At 70.4% G+C, this 15,659-nt stretch carries 14 protein-coding genes; 3 read left to right on the top strand and 11 right to left on the bottom strand.

Features of this window, described 5'->3' with window-relative positions; translation table 11 throughout:
- Window position 1: 1 nt before the first annotated feature.
- From ACJMKZ_RS06000 to ACJMKZ_RS06030, 7 genes are read right to left on the bottom strand one after another with little or no spacing between them, the layout of a single operon-like run.
- Window positions 2–700 (bottom strand): hypothetical protein, encoded by a 699-nt coding sequence (locus ACJMKZ_RS06000; protein ID WP_405232281.1) that lies wholly within the window; start codon window positions 698–700, stop codon window positions 2–4.
- Entirely contained in the window at window positions 697–936 is a 240-nt protein-coding gene (locus ACJMKZ_RS06005; RefSeq protein ID WP_405232282.1) for a hypothetical protein, read from the bottom strand. Before ACJMKZ_RS06005 ends, ACJMKZ_RS06000 begins: the two co-directional genes overlap by 4 nt.
- Before the next feature lies 1 nt (window position 937).
- Window positions 938–1,477: an alpha/beta fold hydrolase gene (locus tag ACJMKZ_RS06010; RefSeq protein ID WP_405232283.1), complete on the bottom strand. Its 540-nt coding sequence runs from the start codon at window positions 1,475–1,477 to the stop codon at window positions 938–940.
- Complete coding sequence (locus tag ACJMKZ_RS06015) at window positions 1,474–1,881, bottom strand: MGMT family protein (protein ID WP_405232284.1); 408 nt, start codon at window positions 1,879–1,881, stop codon at window positions 1,474–1,476. Before ACJMKZ_RS06015 ends, ACJMKZ_RS06010 begins: the two co-directional genes overlap by 4 nt.
- Window positions 1,878–3,266, bottom strand: coding sequence for a DUF697 domain-containing protein (locus ACJMKZ_RS06020; protein WP_405232285.1), 1,389 nt, complete (start codon window positions 3,264–3,266; stop codon window positions 1,878–1,880). Before ACJMKZ_RS06020 ends, ACJMKZ_RS06015 begins: the two co-directional genes overlap by 4 nt.
- The gene (locus ACJMKZ_RS06025; protein ID WP_405232286.1) at window positions 3,190–4,686 is read right to left on the bottom strand and encodes a GTPase; all 1,497 of its coding nucleotides are present in this window, start codon (window positions 4,684–4,686) and stop codon (window positions 3,190–3,192) included. Before ACJMKZ_RS06025 ends, ACJMKZ_RS06020 begins: the two co-directional genes overlap by 77 nt.
- A gap of 28 nt (window positions 4,687–4,714) precedes the next feature.
- Window positions 4,715–6,142 (bottom strand): sodium/proline symporter, encoded by a 1,428-nt coding sequence (locus tag ACJMKZ_RS06030; RefSeq protein ID WP_405232287.1) that lies wholly within the window; start codon window positions 6,140–6,142, stop codon window positions 4,715–4,717.
- Window positions 6,143–6,598: 456 nt separating this feature from the next.
- Between ACJMKZ_RS06030 and ACJMKZ_RS06035 the strand changes: the two genes are divergently transcribed.
- Window positions 6,599–10,219 carry a hydantoinase B/oxoprolinase family protein gene (locus tag ACJMKZ_RS06035; protein ID WP_405232288.1) on the top strand — a complete coding sequence of 1,207 codons (3,621 nt, stop codon included), beginning with the start codon at window positions 6,599–6,601 and terminating at the stop codon, window positions 10,217–10,219.
- Complete coding sequence (locus ACJMKZ_RS06040; RefSeq protein ID WP_405232289.1) at window positions 10,209–10,685, top strand: hotdog fold domain-containing protein; 477 nt, start codon at window positions 10,209–10,211, stop codon at window positions 10,683–10,685. The genes ACJMKZ_RS06035 and ACJMKZ_RS06040 overlap by 11 nt, the downstream gene beginning before the upstream one ends.
- 12 nt (window positions 10,686–10,697) lie before the next feature.
- On the opposite strand, the gene ACJMKZ_RS06045 is transcribed toward ACJMKZ_RS06040, so the two are convergent.
- Window positions 10,698–12,260 (bottom strand): hypothetical protein, encoded by a 1,563-nt coding sequence (locus ACJMKZ_RS06045; RefSeq protein WP_405232290.1) that lies wholly within the window; start codon window positions 12,258–12,260, stop codon window positions 10,698–10,700.
- 104 nt (window positions 12,261–12,364) lie between these two features.
- On the opposite strand from ACJMKZ_RS06045, the gene ACJMKZ_RS06050 reads away from it, so the two are divergent.
- Window positions 12,365–13,441 (top strand): pyridoxal-phosphate dependent enzyme, encoded by a 1,077-nt coding sequence (locus tag ACJMKZ_RS06050; protein ID WP_405232291.1) that lies wholly within the window; start codon window positions 12,365–12,367, stop codon window positions 13,439–13,441.
- 63 nt (window positions 13,442–13,504) lie between these two features.
- Here the strand turns inward: ACJMKZ_RS06050 and ACJMKZ_RS06055 are convergent, their stop codons facing one another.
- The 3 genes from ACJMKZ_RS06055 to ACJMKZ_RS06065 are packed head-to-tail and all read right to left on the bottom strand — an operon-like array spanning window position 13,505 to window position 15,592.
- Complete coding sequence (locus tag ACJMKZ_RS06055; RefSeq protein ID WP_405232292.1) at window positions 13,505–14,266, bottom strand: SapC family protein; 762 nt, start codon at window positions 14,264–14,266, stop codon at window positions 13,505–13,507.
- Entirely contained in the window at window positions 14,256–14,432 is a 177-nt protein-coding gene (locus ACJMKZ_RS06060) for a hypothetical protein (protein WP_405232293.1), read from the bottom strand. The genes ACJMKZ_RS06055 and ACJMKZ_RS06060 overlap by 11 nt, the downstream gene beginning before the upstream one ends.
- Window positions 14,429–15,592 (bottom strand): L,D-transpeptidase family protein, encoded by a 1,164-nt coding sequence (locus ACJMKZ_RS06065; protein WP_405232294.1) that lies wholly within the window; start codon window positions 15,590–15,592, stop codon window positions 14,429–14,431. Before ACJMKZ_RS06065 ends, ACJMKZ_RS06060 begins: the two co-directional genes overlap by 4 nt.
- Window positions 15,593–15,659: the final 67 nt, after the last annotated feature.

Below are 15,659 nucleotides of genomic sequence, written 5' to 3' on the forward strand. Positions count from 1 at the left end.
GTCAGCCGGTCAGGCTCACGAGCTGATAGAGGTAGTCCTTCGGCTCGCCCACGTGGGCCTTGACGATCAGCCGGTCGTCGTCGGCCGTGGTCCACACGTGATACGGCGGATGGTAATCGACCACGGTCCCCTCGAACAGGAACTCGAAGTGATGCGTCTCCAGCGCACACGCCGGCACCTCCAGCGTCTCCCGGCCGCGGTAGCGCAGACCGTAGCTGATGCGGTGCAGCCGCGGGCCCGTCGAGCCATTGAAGGCGAGCGAGCTGATCAGGCTGCCCGTCACCCACTGGTCCTCGTCCGGGCGGGAGAAGTCGAAGGCGGTGGTCATCCAGGCGTCGCTGGCGATCGCGTGGCTGCCGAAGGTCTGCAGCGGCGCGGCGGCATCCAGCACCTGGCTGAGACGGCCGTCCTCCACATTGAACGATTCGCAGGCGCCGCCTCTCTCGTCGAACACGTACCAGCCGGTGCCGACGAACCGATCTTCCACCGTGAGGCGCACGAACGCGTCCAGCGGGCGCCAGTCGGCGTCGACGGCGCACAGCACGTCACGCAGCACCTCCCCCTCGTCGATCTCGCTGCGGGCGCGCAGGATGCGCCGCCCGTCGGTGTGGACCGTGACCGTGTAGTGCTCGCGGCCGCGCTCGCCGCCAGCACCGAGGTATGCCAGTCGGCCCTCCCGCGTGCGATGGCGCATGCTCACTCGGGATCCCGCGCCTCGGCCCCCTCCAGCGCCTCGTCCATGGCCTTCTTGCGGTCCTTGCCCATCTCCTCCACTTCCTTCGCGCGGTCGATGGTGTCGGTCATCGGGTCGAAGACGGTCTCGCGGTCCTCATAAGTCTCGTCGGTATAAGACTCGTCGGACTTCGCCGCCTCGTCGTCCGCACCGCCGCAGGCGGCCAGCGCCAGACAGGCGCCTATCAGCAACAGGTTCCGCATTTCACTCTCCCCTCTTCGCCATGACGCGCCCGATGAACAGGCGCAGCAGTTCGTTGATGATATCGATGTTTTCCGTCAGGCGGTGATCACCGTCCACCACGTGCAGGGAGGCCAGCGACTCCCGGGCGAAACGGATGCTGTTCTCCACCGGCACCACGTCGTCGCGCCAACCGTGCACGATCTCGAGCGGGGAGTCAGGCGGCGGCGGAGTGAGCTCCTCGTAGCCGGGCATGTAGTAGGCAGGCGCCAGCACGAAGACGCCGTCCACCGACTGGACGGTGCTCGCCGCGGTGGCAACGTGGCCGCCCATGCTGGAGCCCACCAGGATGATCGACCGTGCCGGCCGCTCGATGCCGCCCAGCACGCCCACGAGCTTCTGCACCCGCTGGGTGGGGTCGGCGATGCCCTGGTAGTCGACGGAGTCGGCACGGGCGCCGAGCTCGCGCACCATGGCCGCCATCGCGGTGATCTTGCTGCCCCAGGGCCCGCTCTCCTGGCCGTGGGAAAAGATGACGTCGAGATCGGCGTAAGCGTTCGTCACTGGGTTTCCTCCCTGCTCGCATCGGCGGCCGGCGCCGCCCTCCAGATGAGTTCGTCGAGGTCCGGCTGCCAGCCGAACCGCGCCATGGAGATGCGACCGCGCGAGACGATGACGCCCTCCTCGCGCAGGCGGTCGCGCTGGCGGAAATAGCCGGCACTGCCCTCCGGCAGAGAGATGCGGCCAGCCGCGTTCACCACCCGGTGCCAGGGCACGTCGGTGCCTTCGGGCAGCGTCGCCATCACCCGCCCCACCAGCCGGGCACCGCGGGGCACCCCCACCAGCCGGCCGATCTGGCCGTAGCTGGCCACGCAGCCCGGCGGGATGGAGCGCACCATCGCCCTGATGCGCTCCCTGCGCTTGCGGGAGAGCGTGTCGGGTTCGCTCCTGCGTCCCGCGAGTTTCACTGCGCCGCCCGCAGCCGCTGACGTATCTCCTCGCGCGCCTCGCGCAGGATCGTGTCCCGGTCGAGGCTGGCGAGGATGTCGGAGACTACCCGCTTGGGCCCGCCCTCGCCCCAGGACTTGCCCTGGGCCAGGTACTCGTCGGCGACGCGGCCGACCACGTAGGTGCTGTAGTAGGCGATCGCGCCCTGAGCACCGGCGGTCATCAGGGTGGACAGCCCGCCGGTGCCCACCTTCAGCGCGCTGGAGAGGAAGTGCACCGCCCAGACGGTGCCCATGAGCGCCGCTGCCTCGGTCATGATGACCCGCACCAGGGAGCCGGCCTCGCGGCGGGCGACGGGCAGCTCGTAGATCCGGGACAGATGCACCACCATGCCGACGTCGACGAAGGCGGCGGCGAACAGATCCGCCACGGGTACCGGGTTAAGCGCCACGGTGGCGCCCTTGGCGATGCAGTAGGTGCGCACCACGCGCTCGGCCACCTCGCGCCGCGCCTGCACGATCCGCCGGCCCACCTTGTCGGTGAGATCGGCGGCGAAGATGGAGGCGTTCAGCGCGGCCAGCGTCTTGCCCTCCCGGTCGAGGATCTCCCACAGCCTGAGGCGCAGCGCCTCCACGTCCGCCGGCGGCCGGCGGCGCGTCTCGTGCTCCTCCCCGTCCGCTACTCGGGTGATCACGGTGCGCGGTGCGGGGTCGGCAGCGGCCGGGATGACGTTGCGCGCATCGATGAGCCCATCCACGCGTTCGCGCAGGACCGCCAGCAGCGTGTCCCGTTCGGCGTCGTCGTAGCGGTCGGCCTTGTTCAATACCAGCACCACCGGGCGGCCGAGTCGCACGATCGTGCGCAGCGCATCGAACTCGGTCGCGGTCATGTCGCCGTCGACGACGAACATGACCAGGTCGGCGCGGCCGGCCACCTCCCGCGCCAGCGCCTCGCGTTCCTCCCCGCCCGCCTCGTCGATGCCGGGCGTGTCGATCACGAAGACGCCACCCGCCTCCTCCTCGCGCAGGGCGTGCATGGCGCTCTCGCGTGTCTCGCCGTGCAGCGGACTCACGGCGAAGCGGGTCTCGCCGATCAGGGCGTTCAGCAGCGAGGACTTGCCGGTGCTCACCCGGCCGAAGGCGGCGATGTGCAGGTGGCCGTGCTCGAGCTTGTCCAGCATCGCCTGGACCTGCCGGTAGTCGTCCGCCAGCGCCTCGCGCACGCCGGCGGGCAGGCGCCGGTCGCCCAGCAGCTCGCGCAGGCTCTCCCGGGCGAGGTCGAGATGACCGCCGCTCGGGTCGGCCGCAGGATCGGCAATTCCGCCGGCCCTACTCGTCCCGGCGTCTTGCCTGTTCCCGGAGGGCGATCTGCGCCACGCGCCGAACACCCGTTTCCAGATACTCACTCAGATTTTCCTCGAACTGCTCGGCGGCCGCCTCCGGCGAGAACCGTCCCCGGGCGGCGAGGGCCTGGACCAAGCTGCGGCCCAGGGCATCGAAGATGAGGCCATAGGCTACGGCATGCACCAGCCCGCCCGCCACTGTGCCGACGCCGGGAAAGGCCTTGAGCCCGTTGCCGGCCACGGCGAGCGTGAGCGGCAGCGCCCGTCCCACGCGGCTCTGGCTCAGGTTCAGGAACTGCTCGATATCGAGATCCCGCGGCGAGATACCGTACAGCGCCGACAGGGCCCGGGTCATCGCGGTGCCCAGATAGCCCTGGATGACGATATCGGTGCCGGGGCTCACCGCCGCCAGCGCACCGATCACGGCCTTGCGGGTATAGGAACGGATGATCTCCTCGGCCCGTCGCGCACGGTAGGCGGTCTCCGCCGCCTGCAGCTTCTCCGTGGCCAGCGCGAACACGGCCGCATCGCGGCGGCGGTCCATGTCGTCGCGGCCGCGGGCAAGCTGCTCGTTCAGCGCCAGCACCAGCTCGGCGATGTCGGGCTCGCGCGCCCGGCGACGCTCGACCAGTTCTCCTTCCGGACCCTCCTCCATGACGGCCTCGTCCTCGCGGGCGCTCACCCGCACGGCGACGGCCGGGGCCTGCGGCTGCAGATCCTGCAGGCGGGCCTGCAGCCGTTCCATTACCTGGTAGAGCTCCTCCTCCGTGTACTGGTCGGTCTTGTTCAACACCAGAATGGTGGGTTTGCCGACGCCGACCAGCTGCCCGAGCGCACCGGCTTCCTGGCGCCTGAGATCCCCGTCGCAGAGATAGAGCACGACGTGGGCGCGCAGCGCCTCCTCGCGCGCGACGGCATCGAACTCGCCGCCGACGGCGCCGGTGCCGGGGACGTCGGTCAGCACCACTTCCTCGCCGTTCGGGCTGTGCCACTGATAGCGCGCAATCTCCCGGGTGGAGCCGCCCACCGGACTCGTCTCGACTTCCGCGCCGGGCACCAGCGCGCGGATCAGCGAACTCTTGCCGGTGCTGATCTCGCCGAACAGGGCGAGATGGATGCGCCCGGTCGCCCGCCGCTCGTCCAGGGCGGCGAGTTCACCGCGGGCGGCGGCCACGTCGATACCGGCCGCCTCGGCGGCCGTCAGCCGGTCCTTCAGTGCCTCCTCCGAGAACACCGGCTGCTTCTGCTCCTCCCGGCGGGAGCGCCGCGGCAGCAGGAAGCGCCAGACGATCCAGACGGCCGCGAGAGCAATGGCGAGCAAGACCCCTGCATAGGCAGAGACCAGCCACGCCGGCGCCTCGCGCAGGCGGTCCCAGACGTTGAGCGCGGACTCGGTAATGAACAGCATGCCCGCGATCACCGCCACGAACAGCAGGATCACCGCCAGGATCAGCACGGTGCGCAGGATGCGATCGACCTTCATAGGCGGGACAGTCTAATTGCGGCGGCGATCAACGCACACTCATCGCGTCAGTCGTTTCCCGAACGGCGGCAACCCAGGCGATCGTGAGCGCGACGACGAGCGGGATCAGCCGCTCGGCGGCGTCGCCCGGCGTGTGGGGCAGCCAGTGCAGGATCACGGTCAGTCCGAAGCCGGCGATCAGGGTGGCGAGCGTGCCACGCGCGCCGACGCGATAGCCGAGCACGCGCATCAGCAGCAGCGGGCCGAAGGCCGAGCCCACGGCGTGCCAGGCGAACAGCACGCGCGTGAAGATGTCCTCCGCGACGAAGATCGCCAGCAGGGCCGCCGCGATGCAGAGCAGTACCACGGTGACCCGGGAGACCCACAGGCGCGACGTACGCCCCGGCGTGCCCGCGTTCCAGTCGTGGGCCGCCGACGAGGCCGCCACCAGCAACTGGCTGTCCGCGGTGGACATGATGGCCGACAGCACGGCCGCCAGCACGATACCGGCGACGAAGGGCGGCAGCACCCGCGCCGAGACCTCGAACAGCACCTGCTCGCCGTCGGCGATGTCGTAGAGCACGCGAGCGCAGAGCCCGAGCAGCAGCATGCCGCCGTAGACGAGTACCGCCCAGGAAATCGCGATGACACGGGCCCGCCGGAGCGACGGCTCGTCGCGCAGCGCCATGAAACGGTTCACGACGTGAGGCTGGCCCGGATAGCCGAGGCCGATGCCCAGCGTGCCGAGGACGAACGCCACGCCCATGGCGCCGGTGAACGGACCGGTCAGCGACAGCTCGACCGGAGAGGCGGTGGCGGCGAGCCGGGGCGCCAGCTCGCCGACGCCGCCGAGGGCGACGAGCGCCGCCGCCGGCACCAGGACGGCGGCGGCCACCATCATCAGCCCCTGCACCATGTCCGAGACCGAGACGGCCCAGAATCCGCCGAGGAAGGTGTAGGCCAGCACGATCGCCACGCCCGTCAGGATGGCCGCCTCCCGGGGCCAGCCGAAATGCGCCTGAAACGCCTTTCCCGCGCCTTCGAACTGGGAGGCGATGTAGAAAATGAAACAGAACAGCACGATCACGGCGGCCACCCGCAGCACCGTCTTGCGCGCCGCGCCGAACCCGGCTGGCGCGATGATCTCCGCCAGCGTGATGGCGCCCGTCTCCCGCGACAGCACCCGCAGGCGCGGCGCGATCAGGAACCAGTTGATGAGGAAGCCGCTCAACGTCGCCGGGAACAGCCACAGCGCGGACAGGCCCCAGGAATACGCCGCGCCGCTCACGGCCAGCAGCGTCCAGGCCGATGACGAACTGGCCGAGCCGCTCAGCGCCGCCAGCCACGGCCCGAGCCGCCGGCCGCCCAGGAAGTAGTCGGTATTGTCCCGGTTGCGGCTCTGCGCCCACACGCCGATGCCGACGAGCGCAATGCCGTAGGCGATCAGGGTGTAGAGGATGACGTCGTTCTGCTCCATGCGCCGGCCATCTTACTGCAACACCCGTAGGAGGGCCTTCAGGCCCGACCCTGCTGTGGGAGGGCCTTCAGGCCCGATTCCTTCTTTCCTGGCCGCCCTGCGGGGGTATCCATCTTGCTCCCGACAAAAGGTCGCGGCGATGGATACCCCCGCATGACGGCCGCCTCGCGGTGGCCGGGAGGATCTGCCAGTCAGCGGCGCCTGCTGACTGGTGCCGTTCCCTTCGGCTGCGGGCCCGTCAGCGGCTGGGGTGGGCTGCGGGGGTCGTCCGGACCGACTGGCGCCGATAGACGATGTTAGGAGCGGCTTCAGCCGCGATTGATCGGGCCTAAAGGCCCTCCCACATGAGCGTCGCCCGTAGTCCGCCCCAGTCGATGGCGGGCCGACGCCTAGAGAAACCCATCGGGCCTGAAGGCCCTCCTACACGGGGGAGGGCAGGACGGTACACTCTGTCGGATGCATGACGCCGGCTGGCAATTCTGGATCGATCGGGGCGGCACGTTCACGGACGTGATCGGCCGCTCGCCGGCCGGCGAACTGGTCACCGCCAAACTGCTGTCCGAATCACCGGGGCAGTACGACGACGCGGCCGTCGAGGGCATCCGCCGGCTGCTTGCCGCCGCCGGCGATGCCGGGGCCCGTGTGGATGCCGTGAAGATGGGTACCACCGTCGCGACCAACGCCCTGCTCGAGCGACGCGGCGAACCCGTCGCGCTGGTGGTGACGAGAGGCTTCCGCGATGCGCTCGCCATCGCCTACCAGAGCCGGCCGGATATCTTCGCGCTGCACATCCGCAAACCCCGGCCGCTGGAGATGGAGATCATCGAGGCCGACGAGCGGGTCGACGCCGACGGCACGGTGCTCCGGGCGCTGGACGAGGCGGCGCTGTGCCGGGACCTCGCGGCGGCCCGGGAGCGCGGCATCACGGCGGTGGCCGTATGCTTGGTGCACGGTTATCGCTGGACGGCGCACGAGGAGCGCGTCGCCGCCATCGCCGCGGAACTCGGCTACAGCCAGATCTCCGTGTCCCACGAGACGGCCCCGGTCATCAAGTTCGTGAGCCGCGCCCAGACCGCGCTGGTGGACGCCTATCTCTCGCCCGTGCTGTACCGCTACGTCGAGCGCCTGGACCGAGCGCTGGAGCCGGTGGCGGCGCCGGAGCGGCTGCAGATGATGCAGTCGAACGGCGGGCTCATCGATGCGGCACGCCTGCGCGGCAAGGACGCGGTATTGTCCGGCCCGGCCGGCGGCGTGGTGGGCATGGTGCAGACGGCGAGCGCGACCGGACTCGAGCGGCTGATCGGCTTCGACATGGGTGGCACCTCCACCGACGTCTCGGCCTGGGCGGGCGAGTACGTTCGCACGCTGGACTCGGAGGTGGCCGGGGTACGCCTGCGCGCGCCGATGATGGAGATACACACGATAGCGGCGGGCGGCGGCTCGGTGCTGACCTATCGCGACGGCCGCTTCCAGGCCGGCCCCGAATCCGCCGGCGCCGACCCGGGCCCCGCCTGCTACCGGCGCGGCGGCCCCGCGACCGTAACCGATGCCAATGTGGCGCTCGGCCGCATCCCGGTGGCCCACTTCCCTGCCGTATTCGGGCCCGGCGGCGACGAACCGCTCGACCGGAAAGCGAGCCTGACGGCCCTCGAGGCGCTGGCGGAGGCGGCCCGCGCCGACACCGGCCGGACCCCGATCGATGAGGAAGTGGCCGAGGGCTATCTGCGCATCGCCGTCGAGAACATGGCGAATGCCATCCGCCGCATCACCGTGGAGCGTGGCGAGGACGTGCGGGACTTCACGCTGTGCTGTTTCGGCGGCGCCGGCGGCCAGCACGCCTGCCGGGTGGCCGACGTCCTCGGCGTACGCTCGATCTGGCTGCACCCGCTGGCCGGCCTGCTCTCGGCCTATGGCATGGGGCTCGCCGACCTCATCGCCTCGCGCACCGAGAGCATCGAGATGCCGCTGGAAGCCGCGACGGATACGGCCGAGGCAGCCCGGGACAGGCTCGTGGCCGACTGCCGGGACGAACTCGCCGCCCAGGGCCTGCCCGCCAACACGCTGGAGATCGCGGTGCGCTACGGCCTGCGAGTGGCCGGCAGCGACACCATACTCACGGTGCCCGGCGGCAGCCCCGATGAGGCGGCAGCGGCGTTCGCGGAGGCCCACCGCACCCGTTTCGGCGTGGCACCCGGCGACGAGCCCCTGGTGCTCGCCTCGCTCACAGTGGAGGCCCGGGGCCGCGATGAACTGCCGCGGGGCTTCAGCGGTCCGGGCGCGACGGATGCGCCGCCCGAACCCCTCGAACACACCGAGGTCTGGCTGCAGGGCGAGTACCGTCGTGTGCCGGTCTACGACCGCGCCGAACTGGGCGCGGGCCAGCGCATCCCGTCGCCGGCCATCGTCATCGAGGACAACGCCACCACGGTGATCGAGCCGGGCTGGGAGGGCGAGCTCAACGAGCACGGCCACCTGCTGCTGACCCGGCGCGAGGCGCCGGCCGCCGAGCGGGTTTCCCGGGAGGCCGATCCGGTCATGCTGGAAGTGTTCAACAACCTCTACATGCACATCGCCGAGCAGATGGGCACCGTGCTGCGCCACACGGCCCATTCGGTGAACATCAAGGAACGGCTGGACTACTCGTGCGCCGTGTTCGACCGGGCCGGACGGCTCATCGCCAACGCGCCCCACATGCCGGTTCACCTGGGCTCGATGGGCGACAGCGTCGCCGCCGTCATCGATGCGAACGCCGACGACGTTCGCCCCGGCGACGCCTGGATGCTGAACGCCCCCTACAACGGCGGCACCCACCTGCCGGACATCACGGTGGTCACGCCCTATTTCCCCGGACGTGACGCGGCGGAGCCGGCGTTCTGGCTCGCCTCCCGCGCCCATCACGCCGACGTCGGCGGACTCACCCCCGGCTCCATGCCGCCGGCGAGCCACCGCATCGAGGAGGAAGGCGTGCTGCTGGACAACGTACGCCTCGCGCGGGGCGGCGAGCTGCAGACCGAGACCGTACTCGAACTCTTCCGCAGCGGCGACTGGCCCGCCCGCAACCCGCGGCGCAACCTGATCGACCTCAAGGCCCAGCTCGCGGCCAACGAGGAAGGCATACGCCAGCTCGACCGAGCCATCGACCGCTACGGCGCGGAGACCGTGCACGCCTACATGGACCACGTGCGCGAGAACGCGGCCGCCAGCGTGCGCCGCCTGCTGGCTCGCCTGCGCGACGGCGAGTTCGCCTACGAACTGGACAGCGGCGAGACCATCCGGGTGAACATCCGCGTCCGTGACGGCCGCGCGCGGGTGGACTTCACAGGCACCAGCCCGCAGTCACCGAGCAACTTCAACGCGCCGGAGTCGGTGACCCGCGCGGCGGTGCTGTACGTGTTCCGCACACTGGTGGAGGAGCCCATCCCCCTGAACGCCGGCTGCCTCGAGCCGCTGGACATCCGCGTACCGCCGGGCACGCTGCTGAGCCCCCGCTATCCGGCTGCGGTCGTCGCCGGCAACGTGGAGACCTCCCAGTGCGTCACCGACGCGCTCTACGGTGCCCTCGGCGCGCTGGCCGCCTCCCAGGGCACGATGAACAACCTCACCTTCGGCGACGACGAGCACCAGTACTACGAGACCATCGCCGGCGGCGCCGGGGCCGGGCCGGACTTCGACGGCGCCGATGCCGTGCAGACCCACATGACCAACTCCCGCCTCACCGACCCGGAGGTGCTGGAAGGCCGCTTCCCGGTGCTGGTGGAGGAGTTCTCCGTCCGCGCGGGCTCGGGCGGCCGCGGCCGGCAGCGGGGCGGCGACGGCTGCCGGCGCGTCATCCGCTTCCTGCAGCCCATGGGCGTCTCCATACTGTCCGGTCATCGGCGCGTGCCGCCGTTCGGCCTGGCCGGCGGCGGCGACGGCGCCGTCGGCCGCAACCGCCTGCGCCGCGCAGACGGTAGTGTCGAGGAACTGGCGGCGGTGGACACGCGCGAGGTCGGCGTCGGCGACGCCGTGATCATCGAGACGCCCGGCGGCGGCGGTTACGGTGCGCCGGCACACGAGGAACCGGATCATGACGACTGAGACTTCCGCTCTGAGGATGTGGCGCCGGCTGTCGCGCTGGCCGCTCGGCCGCTGGCTGTTCACCCGCGCAGTGTGTCTGCGCGCGCCCTACTTCTCGTCCATCTCGCCGCTCATCCTCGAGATAGAGCCGGATCATGTCACCGCGCGGGTGCGCAAGCGGCGCAAGGTGAAGAACCACATCGGCACGGTGCACGCCCTCGCCTGCGCCAACCTCTGCGAACTCTGCGCCGGCGTGCTGATGGAGGCGGCCATCCCGGCGGACCGGCGATGGATCCCGCGGGGCATGAATATCGAGTACCTGGCCAAGGCGGCCATGGATGTGACGGCGACGGCCCGTCTCCCGGAGACGCAATGGGACGACGGCGAGGATGTGGCGGTGGACGTATCCGTCCGCGGAGCTGACGGCACCGAGGTGGTGCACGCGGTGATCCGCATGTACATCACGGCGCGGCCGGCCCGCGCCTGATCCGAGCGGTCTTCAGCCCGTCGCGGCGCTGGCGCCGGCGAAGGCCGCAGGGCTGATCCGCGCCCCGGCCGGTTCCTGCACCAGCGACCACACCAGCATCTCCGTCTCGCCGACGGGCCGGAAGCCGATGATGAGGCCGACCGAAGGCCTGCCCTGCTGGGCGGCCGTATTGGTGGAGGAATTGCAGCGCACGAACCACGCGGCGCCGCCCCGGCCAGCGAAGGCGCCGTCCGCCTCCAGCGCCTGCAGAAAATCGCCCACGCGGCGCTCCACCGCCTGCCACAACGCGCGCTCGCTGCGGCGGAACAGCACCCAGCGCGTGGACCGCTCGACGCGATGCAGGACGAACTGGATCAGCCGCTCGCTAGCCAACCGCCGGGCGCCGCCGAACACGCTGCCGGTGAAGGTGACGTCTCCCGTCGGACGCACCCGCCGGTCGTCGCCGCGGCGCAACGTCTGCACCCCGTGGCGATGCAGCGCTGCCGCTTCCGCATCGTCCAGTTCCACGGCCGGGCGCAGATCGCGCAGGAACGCCGCTCCTTCGGCCGGGGACGTCCAGACATGGCCGCTCTCGTCATTGCGGGCCAGGATCCCGGCCAGCGCGCCGCCGACCGCCACGATCCCGTCGTCCGGTCGGCGCCGGTCGATCATGCGCGGGAAGTAGGTCACGAGCTGTGGGCTGCGGAAGCCGTCCCGGCGCAGCGCCAGATCCAGCTCGGCGAAGCTGCGGCAGGATACCGGCGGATCGACGACCAACATGGCGCCGCGGCGCTGACAATAGCGCTCGGCCGCCATGAGGAAAGCCGGGCCGGGATCGCGGCCGCCGCCCATCGGCGGCGCGTAGAGGAAGCTGAAGTGCGCCGCGCCTTCCAGCGCGAACAGCCCCGTGTAGTCACGCGCCGAGCCGATCAGGTCGTAGTCCGTCAGCGGCTGACCGTCAGTGCCGGGCTCGCCGGCCTGTACGTAGGAGACTACCCGGTCCGCGCCGCCGGAACGGGTGGCGTCGGGACGGCATCCGGGCAAGGGTCCGGCCACGCGCACCAGCCGGGAGGTGAGGAGCCGATCGCGGACGTTGTTCTCGCCGCCCTCGGCGCAGGTGAGGCCGCGGAAGATCTCCTGGTCGTCGATCAGGCGCGTGCGCGGCGACAGCCGCTGCACCGTCAGGTTGAAACGGCTGCCGTCGGCGCCCGGACGACCGTCTATGCCGTCATAGTCCACGGATGCGCGGAACGTCTCGCCGGCGCCCGGGCTGAGCGCTGCCAGCGTCAGGCCGCCATCGCCGGCCGGCAGCGTAAGCCTGGCGCCGCGGGCACCGTTCGCCACGCGGACCACGATCGCGCGCCGGCCGCCATGAGCGAAGAACTGCTCTACGGCCGGGCCGAGACTGCTCAGCCGCCAGTGGCCGCCGAAGCGGCGGGAGAATTCGGAGAAGGAGCCGACGGTGACGGGGTGGTTGACGGGGCCGCAGAGCGCGCGGCCGATGAAGGCGGCGGTGGTATCGGGACCAGTCGGTATGGACTGATCCTCGGCCGGCATCTCCCCCACGGTAATGCCGGTATTGGTCGAATCGCTCAAATGCCGATTGCCCTTGTCGCCCCTGGTGCCTCAGCGTCCAGAGCCTGATTCTACGGCCTGCCGGGGGGAGTTACCATGCCGGCTGACATCGACCGGTCCCACTCATGCAGACACCGCGCGGCTACAGCTATCTCGAACAGTCCCACGGCGGGCTCAACCGTCTGCCGCGGGAGTTCCTCGGCGTTTTCCCGACGCCACTGGAATGCCGTCGGACCGACCGTCTGCCGCTCTGGATCAAACGGGACGATCTCACCCATCCCGACTACGGCGGCAACAAGCTGCGCAAACTCGAGTATGCCTTCGGCCAGGCCATTGCCCGAGGTCATCGATCAGTCGCCACCTTCGGCGCGGCGGGCTCCAACCACGCGCTGGCCACGGCCGTGCATGCCACCAGCCTCGGTCTCGGCTGCACCTGCCTGCTGGGGCCCCAGCCGGCCAGCCCGGCGGTACGGCGCACGCTGAACCGGCATCTCGCGCTGGGCACCGAACTGGTGCCCTGGGGCGGCAGCCGGGCCCGACGCCTCGCGCTGTACCGCGACCTGTTCCGCGGTCCCGACGCCGCGCACCGGCCCTGGGTCATCCCCATCGGCGGGTCCACGTGGCACGGCACCGTGGGCTACGTGAATGCGGCTTTCGAACTCGCCGCCCAGGTCCGCGCCGGGCAGGCGCCGGAACCGGAACTCGTCTATCTGCCCCTCGGCACCATGGGCACGGTAGCCGGGCTCGCGGCCGGCCTCAGGGCGGCCGGCCTGTCCAGCCGCGTCGTCGCCGTCCGCGTGGTCATCGAGAAGATCGCCGACGAGACCCGCACCCGGCGGCTCGGCGCGAAGACGGCTACTCTGCTGCACCGGCTCGACCCGTCCTTCCCACCCGTGCGGGAGGACGAACTGAAGCTGGAGGTGCGCGACGAATTCCTCGGCGAAGGCTACGCCGTGCCCACCGCGGCGGCCCGCCGGGCGGTCGAGCGGGCGGGCGCGGAACTCGACCTCACACTGGAGACCACCTATTCCGGCAAGGCGCTGGCCGCCCTGCTGGCCGACGCGGATGCCGGCCGTCTCGACGGCCGCCCGGTGCTGTTCTGGAACACCTACAGCTCGGCACCGACGGACGCACCCGCCGACCATCCGATCCGACCGGGCTTGCCGGAGCCGCTCGCCCGCTATTTCGAATCCAACGGGTAGGAGGGCCTTCAGGCCCGATCTTCGCTTGAGGTCGCCGAGCGCTGATCGGGGCTAAAGCCCCTCCTACAGTCCTTTTTGCTGGCGGCGGGCCATCAGGGTGCGCCAGTTGTCCAGCGAATGGAGGTGAGAGTAGAGGCAGGACAGCTCACCGGAGCGGTGCCATCCGTAGATGGTGTCCTTGTCCAGGTCGGTGAGCTTCTTCGCGTCGATGCAGACGTAGCTGGCCAGGGTCTGCTGCTCGGTTGCACCCGTCGGCGTGTAGCTCGCCTGCTGGGGTGTCAGCAGATCCAGATCGCGGAGCCGCTCGCAGAGTTCGCGCGTTCGCGCGCGCTCGGCTTCGTACTGGGAACAGAACTGCACCATCTGCTTCGTGTGCTCCGAGAGCTCGCCGCCCTCGAAGAAGGGATAGCGGGGCTCCGCGGTGACGGCGGCCGACTTGCGATCGATGAGCAGTGCGCCGCGGCCCTGGTCGTCCGTGGCGAGACCGAAGGGATAACAGCGCAGATACGACGGCACGTAGCACATCGGGTCCCACTGCCCCTGCTCGTCGACGAACAGGTTGGTGTCGTCCAGGATCGCGGTCACCGCCAGCGGCACCGGGTCTTCCACGGACGTGAAGACGATCGGATAGTGACGCTGGGCAGTGGCGAACTCCGGCAGCGTCACCGGTATGGCACGGACGTTGCGCACGAATTCATACGGGCGCTCGGGCGGCGTCAGCCCCAGCCCGCCGTGTTGCTCCGGAGTCAGCAGCTCCGGCTGCTCGTAGAGAAAGGCGCTGCCGGTCAGCACCGGCTCGGCGCCCTGTTGCGGTTCATCCGTCATCCTTTTTCGCTCCTGCGTCGTTGCCGCCTTCGCCCGGCCGCACCGGGACGCCCTTTTCCTTGTCGTCTTTCACCGGTGCCTGGTCCTCGCGGGACTCGCGGGATTCCTCTTCCTTGCGGTCGATCTCCTCCAGCATCACCTTCAGCCATTCACTGATTTCGCTCACTCGACCCCGGCCTCCTGTTCTGTCTCGCCCGCGGCAGCGTCGGGGTCCGATTCGATCATCATCTGGTCGATGAGCTCGGCCACTTCGGCCAGCGTGGGCGCGTCCGGATCCGCCTCGACGACGTTCGCCACCAGGCGCACCCGGCGTGCCAGCTCGTTCTCGTCCCGGCTCAGTACGCGGATGGGGACACCCCTCGCATCGGCTGCAGCACGCCGCGCGTTCGCCCGCTCGTGTTGCTCGGCGAACGCACCCGATTCCTGCCGTGCACGCTCCATCAACGCGTCGAGGAGCGCGTCCGGATCGCGCTCGTCCTCCGCCAGCATCGGATGCGCCTCCATGTAGAACTCCCCCGCCCGGCGGCCGTAGAGCACGGGCTGGTTGACGATGGTGACCGGCGTGCCCCGATCCACCTGTTCGTACAGGGTCTCGATGTTCTCCGGGTAGAGCCGCACGCAGCCGTGACTCACCCGCATGCCCACGCCGTAGGGCTGGTTCGTGCCGTGGATCAGGTAGCCCGGCATATCGAGTTGCAGCACCCGGTTGCCCAGCGGGTTGTCCGGGCCCGGCTCGACCACGGCCGGCAGCGGGTTGCCGGCCTCGGCGTGTTCCTGGCGCACCGACCACGGCGGATACCACACCGGATCCCGGGCCTTGTCGATCACCACCGCGGTGCCGGTCGGCGTCTCCCAGCCTTCGCGGCCGATGCCGATCGGGTGGGTGATCACCGTCTGCGCCTCGCCTTCGTCCGCCGGCGGAAAGTAGAACAGGCGCTTGGCGGCGATGTTGAGCACGATGCCTTCCCGGGGCGCATCCGGCAGCACGAACTGCGTCGGCAGCACGACGATCGCGCCCTCGCCCGGCAGCCAGGGGTCCACGCCCGGGTTGGCCTGCACCAGTTCGTCGTAACCCAGGCCGTAGGCGCGCGCGATATCCGAGAAGGTGTCGGACTCACGGGTCTGGATGATCTGCACCTCGCCGACCACGCTCTGCCGTGGCGACGTCAGCTCGAATCGGTCGGCTGCGATCGGCTCGCGCTCCTCCAGCGTGTCGATCCAGCGCACGTCGCTCCTTGCGCCGTCCTGACCGCCGGTCGCGGCGCAGCCGGCCACCGTCAGGCCCACCGCGGCGGTGACGAGGATGCCGGACAGACGGCGAGTCATGCCGGGGGTTTCCCGGCCGATTGCCGGGCCGGCGGTGCGGCGAACTGTGGGACGGCGGGTGGTCATC

The organism is Lentisalinibacter salinarum (assembly GCF_040706555.1).
Classification (GTDB): domain Bacteria; phylum Pseudomonadota; class Gammaproteobacteria; order Steroidobacterales; family Woeseiaceae; genus Lentisalinibacter; species Lentisalinibacter salinarum.